General features: G+C 68.3%; 9 protein-coding genes and 1 pseudogene. 7 read left to right on the forward strand and 3 right to left on the reverse strand.

Going from position 1 to position 13651, the window contains the following annotated elements; translation table 11 throughout:
* Positions 1-250 precede the first annotated feature (250 nt).
* A complete protein-coding gene (locus OG507_RS33010) occupies positions 251-1492 on the forward strand; it encodes a helix-turn-helix transcriptional regulator (protein WP_327370761.1) in 1242 nt (413 codons plus the stop codon).
* Positions 1493-1558: 66 nt separating this feature from the next.
* Here the strand turns inward: OG507_RS33010 and cutA are convergent, their stop codons facing one another.
* Entirely contained in the window at positions 1559-1885 is a 327-nt protein-coding gene (cutA, locus tag OG507_RS33015; protein WP_327370762.1) for a divalent-cation tolerance protein CutA, read from the reverse strand.
* A gap of 1160 nt (positions 1886-3045) precedes the next feature.
* Between cutA and OG507_RS33020 the strand changes: the two are divergent.
* From OG507_RS33020 to OG507_RS33030, 3 genes and pseudogenes are all read left to right on the forward strand, one after another.
* A pseudogene (locus OG507_RS33020) lies at positions 3046-3195 on the forward strand (helix-turn-helix domain-containing protein); the annotation flags it as partial.
* A 67-nt stretch (positions 3196-3262) separates the two neighbouring features.
* Positions 3263-3565 carry a helix-turn-helix transcriptional regulator gene (locus tag OG507_RS33025; protein ID WP_327370763.1) on the forward strand — a complete coding sequence of 101 codons (303 nt, stop codon included), beginning with the start codon at positions 3263-3265 and terminating at the stop codon, positions 3563-3565.
* A gap of 617 nt (positions 3566-4182) precedes the next feature.
* Positions 4183-4866, forward strand: a complete 684-nt coding sequence (locus OG507_RS33030) for a tyrosine-type recombinase/integrase (protein WP_327370764.1) — start codon at positions 4183-4185, stop codon at positions 4864-4866.
* 143 nt (positions 4867-5009) lie between these two features.
* On the opposite strand, the gene OG507_RS33035 is transcribed toward OG507_RS33030, so the two are convergent.
* Entirely contained in the window at positions 5010-6539 is a 1530-nt protein-coding gene (locus OG507_RS33035; RefSeq protein ID WP_327370765.1) for a helix-turn-helix domain-containing protein, read from the reverse strand.
* A gap of 655 nt (positions 6540-7194) precedes the next feature.
* Between OG507_RS33035 and acnA the strand changes: the two genes are divergently transcribed.
* A complete protein-coding gene (gene acnA, locus OG507_RS33040) occupies positions 7195-9909 on the forward strand; it encodes an aconitate hydratase AcnA (protein WP_327370766.1) in 2715 nt (904 codons plus the stop codon).
* Between the two features lie 91 nt (positions 9910-10000).
* Here the strand turns inward: acnA and OG507_RS33045 are convergent, their stop codons facing one another.
* Positions 10001-10312 carry an ArsR/SmtB family transcription factor gene (locus OG507_RS33045; protein ID WP_327370767.1) on the reverse strand — a complete coding sequence of 104 codons (312 nt, stop codon included), beginning with the start codon at positions 10310-10312 and terminating at the stop codon, positions 10001-10003.
* Between the two features lie 145 nt (positions 10313-10457).
* Between OG507_RS33045 and OG507_RS33050 the strand changes: the two genes are divergently transcribed.
* Together OG507_RS33050 and OG507_RS33055 are read left to right on the forward strand one after the other, a co-directional pair.
* The gene (locus OG507_RS33050) at positions 10458-12032 is read left to right on the forward strand and encodes an MFS transporter (protein ID WP_327370768.1); all 1575 of its coding nucleotides are present in this window, start codon (positions 10458-10460) and stop codon (positions 12030-12032) included.
* A gap of 102 nt (positions 12033-12134) precedes the next feature.
* Positions 12135-13649, forward strand: a complete 1515-nt coding sequence (locus tag OG507_RS33055) for an FAD-dependent monooxygenase (protein ID WP_327370769.1) — start codon at positions 12135-12137, stop codon at positions 13647-13649.
* Positions 13650-13651 lie beyond the last annotated feature (2 nt).

A 13651-nucleotide genomic window follows, 5' to 3' on the forward strand; every position in this document is an offset into this window, starting at 1 on the left:
GCCCATGCCGATGTGCTGCGTCGGTCCTCCTGGGCCGGCCTCACACACGACGTGCCTGCTGTGGCCGCAGAACTACGGATGCCCCCGCCGGGCGGGGTCGCCTCTTGGAGCCTGGTCATGGGGGTTATCGCACCGCGCGGCGACGCCGTCGACCAGGGGAATCCAGAGGGGGAAAAATCTGTCAAGGGGGGAAACCAGAGGGGGAATTGAGGCCATGATTGGATTCCGCCCACCAACAGAGGTCACACTCATGCCAGATCCGTTCGCCGACCTGCTCCTCCGGCTTCGGCAGGATGCGGGCCGGACGCAGGAGGAGCAGGCAGACGCGATCAACGCTGTCTCCGGCCGGGACACCATGACCCGCCGAGAGATCAGCCGCTATGAGAACTTTGAGAACATTCCTACCAATCACACAATCGGCCATATCGCGGCGGCCTGCGGTGTCCCCTTCGAGGAACTACAGCGGGAGGCTAAGGCTGCCCGCGCTCGGAAGAGAGAGGGGCATGCCAATGCAGGGGAGGATCAGGACGCCGTGAAGCGTCGCACGCTGCTGGGTGGTGCCGCCATCGGCGTGAGCGCGGCTGCCGAGCCCTGGGGGCGCCTGGCCTTCGCCCTCAGTAAGGGGTCCAAGATCGATTCGCCCTCCGCCGTCGCGCTCATCGACCGGGCCGCTGAACTGCACGTCCAGGAACTCAATCTCAGTGCCCGGCGACTACAAAACACGGTCGAGTCACATCTTGACGCGATCACCGCGGCCCTGCCCCGTGCCGGCGAACACGAACGGGCTCTCACTATCGCCGCCGGAGAAACTGCCGCTCTGGCTGGTTGGGTGGCCTGGGACCTGGGCGAGCACGACAAAGCCGACGCCTACTACAAGGTCACGTCGCAGTGCGCGGCGACCGCCGGGCACCCTCCACTCCGAGCCCTGGCCCTGACCTACACCAGCTACGGCGCCTCGACGCCGAAGGCGAAGTTGGAGTTCCTTTCTCAAGCGGCTAGCGACGTGCGAGGCCACGGCAACGCTACTGCTGCCGCCTGGGTCCTCGGCAGGCACGCGGAGGAAGCTGCGGCGGCCGGCGACGAGACGGGGGCACTCCGGGCCTTGGAGCGAGCGCGCTTCGCCTACGACTTCGCGGATCACACCAGCGAGCAGGCGTGGGTCCGGTTCGTGACCCCGTACCGCATGGACTCGTTAGCACTCTCCGTCTACGGCCAGTTGGGGCGTCCCGAACTCACGTCCACAGCAGATACCGCAGTCGACCGTCTAGGGGACGAACTACCGGACGGGGGCGTGGTGGTTCTCGGCGATCTCGCTTCGGCCCTACTGCGCGGAGGCGACGTCGACCAAGGCGTCTACGTGTCACGCCAATTCGCTACGGCGGCACAGGCCAAGCCCAACACGATGGGCAAGGAGCGCGCAGAGACTATCGCAGCGTCGCTCCCCGACAGAGAGCGAGAACTCGCCGTCTATCTGCGGCAGTTCGCATCCTGAGCCCCCTCCGGCGGTACGCGGCAAAATCGGGACGCGAATGCTGTCGTACGTCCGGCCCGTCGCTCCTCAGTCCTGTGCCGTCTCCTCGACAACCCAGGACAGGTACGCCTCCGACCCGCCGGTCACGGGCAGTGTGATCCATTGGGGGACGTCGTACGGGTGCCTCTCGTGCAGCCACGCTTCCAGCGCCGGTAGACGGTCCGTCGTAGTCATGTACGAGATCCGCCACTCCTGCGCCGCCTCGACCTTCCCCTTCCACCAGTAGAAGGCGGTGATCGGCGCATCGATGTGAACGCCCGCTGCCAGCTTGCTCTCGACCGCGCCCTGGGCCAGTGCCTTCGCCTGATCCTCGTTGTCGCTGGTCGTCTGCGCAATCACAATATCGTTGGCCATGCAACTACCTCTCCAGCTCGGGTACCGCGACCCTACCCAGCTGTCCCGGGCACACCGAAAGCCGGTCGCCGGCCGTGAAGGTGAGTGGGGCTCGACCACGACGTGGATCAGCCAGACGGCAGCGTGTCATTCGGGGTTGCGCGTCGCTTCGGCACTGCGGTGGCAGGTCCACTCATCAACGAGGTGGTGCGGCTGCATGATGCAGGCGTCGGCGCATTCCTTGCGCCTCCATAGGCCCACGACAGGAGGACTTCATGCAGGCCGCCGACGGGCATTCGCTCACGGCAGACGAGAAATAGGACGACAGGACTGGATACCTCCGCCGGGACCATGTCAACGTACAACGTCCCGGAAAAACACCAGGTCAGACGGCGGGGCTACACGGCAGGGTGATGAACCACTCTAAAACCCAACCGTGCGAGGTTGCCGCGCTGGCATGGTCCGTACTTGGGAGGCGTGTCTGTCTGAATCCGCTATCCGTTCCGCCCGCTTCACTTCACCCGCACTTTTTTGTCCTTGGCGGACTGAACGCTTGGGCTGGCCAAACGGTGGGTGACTACCTTGCCGTATCCACCGGACTCTGTGTCTGCGTCTGCGCGGCCGGTCTGTTCGGCGAGGATCTCTTGCAACGGAGCTATCGCGGCGATCGTGCCGTCCTCGCGTATGTAGCGGCACATCCCGGTGCCACAACACGGCGAGTGGCACAGGCCATCAGCATTCCCCAGCGCCTCGCTGCGCGAAGTCTCAACCGACTCACGGGTGACGGCCTGCTGGCGGTCGCATCGGACGACGAGACCCCGGCTTTGCGCTCGTATCAGTTGGCTTCCTGACGGCAGACGGCCGGGGGCGTCATCTGAGGCGACGCGCAATATAGCCGACGATCGCCGGTTAGCCAAACCGGCGATCGTCAAGACCATTGAGGTGTTCGCATTCGGCTGCGCTTGGCGGTGGAGCCGTGGCGAACGCAGGCAGCTTCGTGCAGTCGAGAGGGGGCGCGGAGCGGTTCTGCCACGGCAGTCCTGCCATGGGCAGCACGGATCGCCGGCAGGCGATTGTCCTAGCGCACGTCGCGCGAAGTTGTGCTGCCGCCGTTTCTGTCGCTCCTCGTACCTCAGCAAGGAAATCCCGCCCATGCGCCGATCCGCGATACCCCCCTGCCCGTGGACCGATCCTTCGGGGAAGTTGCCAAGCTCCTCGATTGCTTCGCGAGGGGCGATGAGCGCATGGCAGTAGCAACGAGGCCCGCTCAGAAGCTGACGGTGGACGAAGTCTGCGCCGAACTGCAGATCGCTCGCTCCACCTTCTACGACTGGCGCCAAAAGGGGCGCGGTCCGCCCACCCGGGCTCACTCCTCCCCAACCTCACAGAGAACCATCGATGCCTGGACGATCTTTGCTTGCCGCCACCGCTTCCTCAGGCGCCGTATCCGCCGCCTTCCTGACCGTGAAGGACGCCGCCGACTATCTCGGCCTCTCACCCCACACGCTCTACGTCTGGCGCCACCGTCGCCAGGGACCCCCGAGCTTCCGCATGGGACCTCGCGGTCGCGTCATGTACCGGCTCGAAGTGCTCGACGCCTGGGTCCGCGAACAGGAACAGGCCGATTCCCGCTCCAACCCGGCCCTCAACCCGCTCAACACCCCCCTGCAGGAGCGGTCCAGCCGCTTCCTCGGCGCCTGAAGCCCCAAGCGCCGTAGAGCGTTGTCTCCATCCCCATCACCAAGGAGTTCCACCTGGCCGGCTACATAGAAGACCGATGGCTGAAGAAGCGTCCCAACCCGAAAACCGGCAAACGCGAACGCACAGCCCTGTATGGCAAGTGCACCCGCTACCGCGTCAAGAGCATCCCCGGCGTCAAGGACCGTTCCTTCGATGCCCTCCAGGACGCCAAGACCTGGCTCGCCCAGGCTCAGACCGACGCTCGCCGTGGCGAGTTCGTCGATCCGCGCGATGGGGCCATCTCCCTCAAGGACTACATCGCCACCCACTGGTGGCCCACCCAGAGCGGTGACCCGTCCACGATCGAGCGGATCGAGCAGAGGGTACGCCGGCACATCGTTCCCCACCTGGGCGCTCAGCCGCTCAACGCCATCGGCACGGAAGTCCTGCGCCGCTGGAAGAAGCGGCTGGAGAAGGACCTCGGTCCGACCTCGATCCGTCTCGTCTGGGCGACGCTCTCCAGCATCCTCCAGGCCGCTGTCGAGGACCGTCGCCTCGGACGCAACCCGTGCCGCTCCAGCACGGTCGGCCCTCCGGCCGCCACGCCTGGCAGGGTCGAGGCGTGGCCGCCCGAACGGGTGCTGGCAGTACGGGCGGCCCTGCCGGACCATTACCGGCTCCTCCTCGTGATCGGAGCGGGTCTTGGGCTCCGGCAAGGGGAGGCGCTCGGGCTTGCCCTGGAGGACATTGACTTCGCCAAGGAAGTCGTCCACGTCCGGCGGCAGGTCAAGATGGTGCGGGCGAGGTTGTGTTTCGCCCTTCCCAAGGGTCGCAAGGTCCGGGACGTGCCGCTGCCGTCCAGCGTGGCCCGGGCCATCCAGCAGCACACGGAGCAGTTCGCGCCGGTCCCGGTCACGCTGCCTTGGGACGACCCGACTCCTGCCGAGACGCCGGTGGATGCCAAACACCGGCGGCCGAGAACCTACAACCTCCTGGTGACGGGGCGCGAGCGGAAGGCCATCAACCGGAACTACTTCAACTCCTACGTGTGGAAGCCGGCTCTGGCCGCGGCGGGCGTGATCGCACCGCTGGAGGAGGGCAGCACCGACGGCGCTCGCGTGTGGGAGCCGTCCCGGGAGCACGGCTTCCACGCCCTGCGCCACTTCTTCGCCTCCGAGGAACTGGAGGCTGGCGAATCGGTTGTCTCCCTGGCACGCTGGCTGGGGCACTCCGACCCCGGGTTCACGCTGCGGAAGTACTCCCACTTCCTGCCCCGCGCGGGCGCACGGGGCAGCGCCGCCATCGACGCGATCTTCGCGTAGCCGCGGCCGGTCGGCAGAGCCTGTGGAGCGCGGCTCGTAGCCCACCGCGGCCCAAAAGTCCCAGAGAAGTCCCAGAGGTGCCGCCGCATCCCTCCCTGACCCGCTAAGTAGCAGGTCAGACGGGGTGCGGCGGCATCCTCATATCAAATGTCGCGGAAGATCTCGATCTGCGCGCCCACGGAGTTGAGCCGCTCCGCCAGTTCCTCGTAACCGCGGTTGATGACATACACGTTGCGCAGTACGGAGGTGCCTTCGGCCGCCATCATGGCGAGCAGCACCACCACGGCGGGGCGCAGGGCGGGCGGGCACATCATTTCGGCGGCGCGCCAGCGGGTCGGGCCCTCGACCAGTACCCGGTGCGGGTCCAGGAGCTGCAGTCTGCCGCCGAGGCGGTTCAGGTCGGTGAGGTAGATGGCCCGGTTGTCGTAGACCCAGTCGTGTATGAGGGTCTGGCCGTGGGCCGAGGCGGCGATGGCCGCGAAGAAGGGCACATTGTCGATGTTGAGCCCGGGGAACGGCATGGGGTGGATCTTGTCGATCGGCGCCTCGAGCTTGGAGGGGCGGACCGTGAGGTCGACCAGCCGGGTACGGCCGTTGTCGGCGGCGTACTCCGTCGTACGGTCGCAGTCGACGCCCATCTCCTCCAGCACCGCGAGCTCGATCTCCAGGAACTCGATCGGTACCCGGCGGATCGTCAGCCGGGACTCCGTGACCACGGCGGCGGCGAGGAGGCTCATCGCCTCGACCGGGTCCTCGGAGGGGGAGTAGTCGACGTCCACGTCTATCTGCGGGACGCCGTGCACGGTCAGTGTGGTCGTGCCGATGCCGTCCACGCGTATGCCCAGTGCCTCCAGGAAGAAGCAGAGGTCCTGGACCATGTAGTTGGAGGAGGCGTTGCGGATGACGGTCGTGCCGTCATGCCGGGCGGCGGCCAGCAGGGCGTTCTCGGTCACGGTGTCGCCGCGCTCGGTCAGCACGATGGGGCGGCCCGGCGTGACCGAGTGGTCTATCTGGGCGTGGTAGAGCCCCTCGGTCGCGGCGATCTCCAGGCCGAACCGGCGCAGCGCGATCATGTGCGGCTCGATGGTCCGCGTACCGAGGTCGCAACCGCCCGCGTACGGAAGCTTGAAGGAGTCCATCCGGTGCAGCAGCGGGCCGAGGAACATGATGATGGAACGGGTCCGGCGGGCGGCGTCCGCGTCGATGGCGTCCATGTCGAGCCGGGCGGGCGGGACGATCTCCAGATCGACTCCCTCGTTGATCCACCGGGTCCGTACGCCGATGGAGTTCAGCACCTCCAGGAGCCGGTAGACCTCCTCGATGCGGGCCACGCGGCGCAGCACCGTGCGGCCCTTGTTGAGGAGCGAGGCGCAGAGGAGTGCCACGCACGCGTTCTTGCTCGTCTTGACGTCGATGGAGCCCGAGAGCCGGCGCCCGCCGACCACCCGCAGGTGCATGGGCCCGGCGTATCCGAGCGACACGATCTCGCTGTCGAGTGCCTCACCGATGCGCGCGATCATCTCAAGGCTGATGTTCTGATTGCCGCGCTCGATGCGATTCACGGCGCTCTGACTGGTGGCGAGCGCCTCGGCGAGCTGGCTCTGTGTCCAGCCCCGGTGCTGGCGGGCGTCACGGATGAGCTTGCCTATGCGTACGAGATAGTCGTCTGACATGGCGAAAGGTTATCTCAGATATGAGATGAGACCTCTGGCGGGGTGTGGTGTTCGGGTGACGGTTGCGTGCGGAGGCGCGGCAGTTACGCAGACAGACGCACGTGAAAGGTGCGGCCACGGGTGCGCCGTGCGTTCCATGGTCCACCCGGGCCTCCGCGACGGCGCGCGGTGTACGTCCATCCGGGGAGAGGGCCCGATGACGACCGGGCGGGGCGGACGGAATCGGCGCGTCACGAGGCGGGGGTCGGGTGCGGGTGGCGATGCGGTCGTCGGTATCGGTGGAGCGGGTCAGGTTCTTGGCGCGTTCCGGGGCTTTTGGCCCCTCGCCCCGAAGACGTCGTCGCGCGAGCGCCGGCCGGCCTTCCGTGCTGCGATGACTGCAGCAGTACGCGACCTGGCCGCTCCCTGGGTGTCCGGGCGCAGCGCGAGGTCGATGCAGGGGCCGCCCGCGCATGACCGTTCGACGGTGATGTACTAGAGTTATCTCGACATCGAGATATATGCCGAAGGCGCACCGCAGTCCGCCAGTCAGTAAGGGTTACCTAACTAAGCCTTACCTTAGCGGATTGTTCGAGGGGCCGTAGGCGGCACCACGCGGCGCCCGCCGTAATGAGGCGCGGCGCGGAGTACGCGCACATTGATGAAGGAGACTGTCGTGTCGGCGAACAGCTTCGACGCCCGCAGCACGCTGCGCGTGGGCGACGAGTCGTACGAGATCTTCAGGCTGGACAAGGTCGAGGGCTCCGCGCGCCTCCCTTACAGCCTGAAGGTGCTGCTGGAGAACCTGCTCCGCACCGAGGACGGCGCGAACATCACCGCCGACCACATCCGGGCGCTCGGCGGCTGGGACTCGCAGGCGCAGCCCAGCCAGGAGATCCAGTTCACGCCGGCCCGCGTGATCATGCAGGACTTCACCGGTGTGCCGTGTGTCGTCGACCTCGCCACCATGCGTGAGGCCGTCAAGGAGCTGGGCGGCGACCCGGCGAAGATCAACCCCCTCGCCCCGGCCGAGCTGGTCATCGACCACTCCGTCATCGCCGACAAGTTCGGCACCAACGAGGCGTTCGCGCAGAACGTCGAGCTGGAGTACGGCCGCAACAAGGAGCGCTACCAGTTCCTGCGCTGGGGCCAGACCGCCTTCGACGAGTTCAAGGTCGTCCCCCCGGGCACCGGCATCGTCCACCAGGTCAACATCGAGCACCTGGCCCGTACGGTCATGGTCCGGGGCGGCCAGGCGTACCCCGACACCCTCGTCGGCACCGACTCGCACACCACCATGGTCAACGGCCTCGGTGTGCTGGGCTGGGGCGTCGGCGGCATCGAGGCCGAGGCCGCGATGCTCGGCCAGCCGGTCTCCATGCTCATCCCGCGCGTCGTCGGCTTCAAGCTGACCGGCGAGCTCCCGGCCGGCACCACCGCCACCGACCTCGTGCTGACCATCACCGAGATGCTCCGCAAGCACGGTGTCGTCGGCAAGTTCGTCGAGTTCTACGGTGAGGGCGTCTCCGCCACCTCCCTCGCGAACCGCGCCACCATCGGCAACATGTCGCCGGAGTTCGGCTCCACCGCCGCGATCTTCCCGATCGATGACGAGACGCTGAAGTACCTGCGCCTGACCGGCCGTGACGAGCAGCAGGTCGCGCTCGTCGAGGCGTACGCCAAGGAGCAGGGTCTCTGGCTGGACCCGGCCGCCGAGCCGGACTTCTCCGAGAAGCTGGAGCTCGACCTCTCCACGGTCGTCCCCTCCATCGCCGGCCCGAAGCGCCCGCAGGACCGCATCATCCTGGCCAACGCCAAGCAGCAGTTCGCCCAGGACGTGCGCAACTACGTCTCCGAGGACGAGGAGTCGGGCAAGGAGTCCTTCCCGGCCTCCGATTCCCCAGCCACCACCAACGGTGTGCCGAGCCGCCCCACCACGGTCACGGCCCCCGACGGGACGACGTACGAGATCGACCACGGCGCCGTCACCGTCGCCGCGATCACCTCCTGCACCAACACCTCGAACCCGTACGTCATGGTCGCCGCGGCGCTCGTGGCGAAGAAGGCGGTCGAGAAGGGCCTGACCCGCAAGCCGTGGGTCAAGACCACCCTCGCCCCGGGCTCGAAGGTCGTCACCGACTACTTCGACAAGGCGGGCCTGACCCCGTACCTCGACAAGGTCGGCTTCAACCTCGTCGGCTACGGCTGCACCACCTGCATCGGCAACTCCGGCCCGCTGCCGGAGGAGGTCTCCAAGGCGGTCAACGAGCACGACCTGGCCGTGACCTCGGTGCTCTCCGGCAACCGTAACTTCGAGGGCCGGATCAACCCCGACGTCAAGATGAACTACCTGGCGTCCCCGCCGCTGGTCGTCGCGTACGCCATCGCCGGTTCGATGAAGGTCGACATCACCAAGGACGCCCTGGGCATCGACCAGGACGGCAAGCCGGTCCACCTCGCGGACATCTGGCCCTCCGAGGCCGAGGTCAACGACGTCGTCGCCAACGCCATCGGCGAGGACATGTTCAACAAGTCCTACCAGGACGTCTTCGCGGGCGACGCCCAGTGGCAGGCGCTGCCGATCCCGACCGGCAACACCTTCGAGTGGGACCCGCAGTCCACCTACGTCCGCAAGCCCCCGTACTTCGAGGGCATGACGATGGAGACCACCCCGGTCTCCGACATCACGGGCGCGCGCGTGCTCGCCAAGCTGGGCGACTCGGTCACCACCGACCACATCTCCCCGGCCGGTGCGATCAAGGCCGACACCCCGGCCGGCAAGTACCTGACGGAGCACGGCGTCGAGCGCCGCGACTTCAACAGCTACGGCTCGCGCCGCGGCAACCACGAGGTCATGATTCGCGGCACCTTCGCGAACATCCGCCTGCGCAACCAGATCGCCCCGGGCACCGAGGGCGGTTTCACCCGCGACTTCACCCAGGCGGACGCCCCGGTGTCGTTCATCTACGACGCCTCGCAGAACTACCAGGCCGCCGGTGTCCCGCTGGCCATCCTGGCGGGCAAGGAGTACGGCTCCGGATCGTCTCGCGACTGGGCCGCCAAGGGCACCGCGCTCCTCGGCGTCAAGGCCGTCATCGCCGAGTCCTACGAGCGCATCCACCGCTCGAACCTCATCGGCATGGGCGTCCTCCCGCTCCAGTTCCCGGAGGGCGCGACCGCCGAGTCCCTCGGTCTGACCGGCGAGGAGACCTTCTCCTTCACCGGCGTGACCGAGCTGAACAACGGCACCACGCCGCGCACGGTCAAGGTCTCCACCGACACCGGTGTGGAGTTCGACGCGGTCGTCCGCATCGACACCCCCGGTGAGGCGGACTACTACCGCAACGGCGGCATCATGCAGTACGTGCTCCGCAGCCTGATCCGCAAGTAGGCAGTCCGGTACGTTGCGAAGGGCCGCACCCCGCCGGGGTGCGGCCCTTCCGCGTGGCCGGTGCGGCTCTTGCGCGTAACACGTGCGGGGCTCAGGAGTTGGCGCGGATCAGGTCCAGCAGCCCCGGAAACCGCTTGTCCAGGTCGACCCTGCGCAGGGTCGCCGCGCGGCTGTTGCCCCGGTTCACCTGCCGCACCAGACCTGCCTCGCGCAGGGTCCTGAAGTGGTGCGTGGTGGTCGACTTGGAGACCGGCAGATTGAAGGACGCGCAGGTGCGGGGCGTGCCCTCCGGTTCGCGGAGCAGGGCCACGACGATCCCCCAGCGCAGGGGGTCGGAGATCGCGTTCAGGACCGTGCGCAGGTCCAATTCCTCCGGTTCCGGATGGCCTTCCTCGTCTGGCATCGCTGCTCTCCTCTCCTGACCTCGGCTGTGGGCTGTTCCCATCCTAGGTACGGGTTGCTTCCAACCTAAAAGATGTGCGAACTTAAGGTACGACGAAAACCGTACCTGGTCGTTTGGCGGCCGGGCCGAGCCTGGAGTTTGTCCTATGAGTACGCAGACCGCGTCGTCCGACGCACCGCCCGCGTCAGCGGCAAAGGAGATGCCGGGCCGCACCCTGACCCTGATCGCTGTACTCCTCGCCGTGTTCGTCGTCCCCATGTCGATCTCCGGTACGGCCGTCGCGCTGCCCGACATCGGCGCCTCCACGCACGCCGGACTCGCCCCGCTCCAGTGGGTGGTCAACGCGTTCAACGTGGCCTTCGCCTGCTTCACGCTCGTCTGGGGCTCCGTCGCCGACATCATCGGCCGCGTCAAGGCCTTCGCCGCCGGCGCCGCGATCTACGCCGCCGCCTCGCTCGCCAGCGCCTTCGCCACCGATGTGCTGTGGCTCGACGTCGCCCGCGCCCTCGCCGGAATCGGTGGCGCGGCCATCTTCTCCTGCGGCGCCGCGATCGTCTCCACCATCTTCGAAGGGCCCGCCCGGGCCAAGGCGTTCGCCTACTTCGGCACCGTCGCGGGAGTCGGTGTGGCCCTCGGCCCGTCCCTGTCCGGTGCGCTCGTCCAGACCCTCGGCTGGCGCTGGGTGTTCGCCGTGCACGCCATCGCCCTGGTGGTCGTACTGCTCGCCGTGCCCGCCATCTCCAAGGCCGTGCCCGCCACCGGCTCCACCGGAGCCCGTATCGACTTCGCGGGCAGCGGCCTCTTCGTCGTCGCCATGGTGCTGCTGACCACCGCCATCGTGCAGGGCTCCCAGTGGGGTTGGGGCAGCGTCGGTGTGGTCGCCCTGTTCGCGGGCGCGCTCGTGGTCCTCGCCGTCTTCGCCTACGTCGAGAACCGGCGCGAGCACCCCATGCTCGACCTCAGTGTGCTGCGCAACCGCCGTTTCGTCGGCCTCTGCCTGGTCCCCGTCGCCGGCTCCATCGGCTTCGTCACCATGCTGACCTATCTGCCCAGCTACCTCACTGCCGTCGCCGGCCGCGACACCGGGGCGGCGGGCCTGATCATGGTGCTGCTCACCGCGCCCGTGCTGGTCTGCCCGATGCTCGCCGCCAAGCTCGTCAACCGCGGTGTCTCCGCCCTCACCCTGATCTACGTCAGCCTCGCCTGCCTGATCGTCGGCGATGTCGCCCTCACCCTCTTCTCCCCGGACATCGCCATCGCCGTCGTGGCCCTGCCGATGATCGTCACCGGTGCGGGCATGGGGCTGGCCGCCGGGCTCGTCGACGGCCAGGCGCTCGAACAGGTCGACCCGGCCAAGGCCGGCATGGCCGCGGGCTTCCTCAACACGCTGCGGCTCGGCAGCGAGGCCATCGCCGTCGCGGTGTACGGCTCGGCGCTCGCCACCGTCCTCGGTTCGGACATCGGCGACTCCATCGGCGCGCACGCCGGAGCCGGTCACGCCGCCGAGGTGGCGAGCCAGGCGGCGGGCGGCGACCTCGCCCGTGCCGCCGAGGTGTCCGGTGCCACCGACCGGCAGGGGTTCCTCGACTTCCTGACCCAGGCCTATGACTCCGCCTTCCACACCGTGCTCTGGGGCCTCGCCGCGGCCTGCCTCGTCCTGTGCGCCGTCGTCTTCGCCCTGCTGCGCGGCGGCAACCGCCAGGAACAGCAGGCCGCGTGACCGGCAGCACCCGCTGAACCGCCCGGCACCCGCGATCCCCCGCACGGGTGCCGGGCTCCTCCCGTACGCATGTGACGCCACCGCACCCGAGGACCGTGCCCCATGACCGAGCAGCATCGCCCCGAGGACCGCGCCGACCACGACATCCCGGTCCTGATCGCCGGAGGAGGTCCGGTCGGCATGCTCCTCGCCGCCGAACTCGCCCACCACGGCGTGCAGGTGACCGTTCTGGAGACCAACCCCGTCACCGTCGATCAGCCCAAGGCAGGCACACTGCACGCCCGAACCGTCCAACAGCTGGCCCGCCGACGCTACTTGACGACCCGCGTCGCACACCCCGATCAGCTGGCCCGGCCCGTCGCGGACCACTTCCACTTCGCCGGCATGTCCGGACTGACCATCTCCGCACCCGGCACCGAGGCCGGCCCCATCGTCGGCCGCTCCCAGGCCGACCTGGAACGGGACTTCGAGGCCCGCGCCCGCGAGCGCGGCGCCACCGTCCTGCGCGGACACCGCGTCACCGATGTCCGTCAGGGCCCCGACAGCGTCGAGGTTTTCGCCGAAGGCCCGGACGGTGTGCGGGAGTTCACCGCCCGCTATCTCGTCGGCGCCGACGGCGCGCGCAGCACCGTACGAGAACGGGCCGGCTTCCGTGCCACGACGCACCCCGCGACCGTCTCCGCCCTGCTCGGTCTCGTACGCCTCACCGAACCGGCGGCCGTCCCGTCGGGCTGGAACCGTACGCCGCGCGGCTGGACCGTCGCGGGAGTCAACCCGTACGGACACAGCCGGTTCATCACCATCGACTTCCGCGGACCGCATCCCGACCGGCACACCGACCTCACCCTCGACGAACTGCGTGCCGAGGGCTCCCGCATCCTCGGGCGCGACGTCCCGATGGCCGACCCGCTGTTCTTCTCCCGGTTCAGTGACTACGCCCGGCTTGTCGACGACTACCGCGAAGGCCGTGTCCTGCTGGCCGGTGACGCCGCGCACGTGCACTTCCCCGTCGGCGGCCAGGGCCTCAACCTCGGTCTCCAGGACGCCGTCAACCTCGCCTGGAAACTGGCCCATGTGCTCGCGGGCACCGCGGGAAAGGACCTGCTCGACACCTACGACGCCGAACGGCGTCCGGCCGGACAGCGGGTCATCGACAACACCCGTGCCCAGCTTGCCCTGATGCGGCCCGACCCCGGACTTGACCCGCTGCGGGGGCTGTTCACCGAACTGCTCGGTCTGAAAGAGGTCAACGAGCACCTCGGCTCGATGGTCAGCGCCCAGGACACCGTCTGCCCGCCGCGCACCGGGCGCGGCTCCGACTGGGAGGGACAGTTCATGCCGAACCTGCCGCTGACGGCGGCCGACGGCACGAAGACCGATGTCACCGGACTCCTCGGCCAGGGCCGCCCGCTGCTCCTGCTGCTGAGCGACGAGGCCGCCCCGTACGCCGGACAGGCCGCCGGATGGGCCCATGTGGTCCATACGGTCACGGCCGCGCCGCCCCGGCCGCTGCCCTGGGAGGCCGTACTCCTGCGCCCCGACGGATACATCGCCTGGGCGTCGGACGGCGGAGCGCTCGAAGGGACGCTGCGGCAGTGGTTCGGCGAACCGCGCTGACG

The sequence above is a fragment of the Streptomyces sp. NBC_01217 genome, assembly GCF_035994185.1.
Taxonomy (GTDB): Bacteria; Actinomycetota; Actinomycetes; order Streptomycetales; family Streptomycetaceae; genus Streptomyces.

Excerpts from the sequence above, each read along its gene's own strand:
- OG507_RS33010 (WP_327370761.1), top strand. The coding sequence starts at position 251 with ATGCCAGATCCGTTCGCCGACCTGCTCCTCCGGCTTCGGCAGGATGCG.
- cutA (WP_327370762.1), bottom strand. The coding sequence starts at position 1,885 with ATGGCCAACGATATTGTGATTGCGCAGACGACCAGCGACAACGAGGAT.
- OG507_RS33025 (WP_327370763.1), top strand. The coding sequence starts at position 3,263 with ATGCCTGGACGATCTTTGCTTGCCGCCACCGCTTCCTCAGGCGCCGTA.
- OG507_RS33035 (WP_327370765.1), bottom strand. The coding sequence starts at position 6,539 with ATGTCAGACGACTATCTCGTACGCATAGGCAAGCTCATCCGTGACGCC.
- OG507_RS33045 (WP_327370767.1), bottom strand. The coding sequence starts at position 10,312 with ATGCCAGACGAGGAAGGCCATCCGGAACCGGAGGAATTGGACCTGCGC.
- OG507_RS33050 (WP_327370768.1), top strand. The coding sequence starts at position 10,458 with ATGAGTACGCAGACCGCGTCGTCCGACGCACCGCCCGCGTCAGCGGCA.
- OG507_RS33055 (WP_327370769.1), top strand. The coding sequence starts at position 12,135 with ATGACCGAGCAGCATCGCCCCGAGGACCGCGCCGACCACGACATCCCG.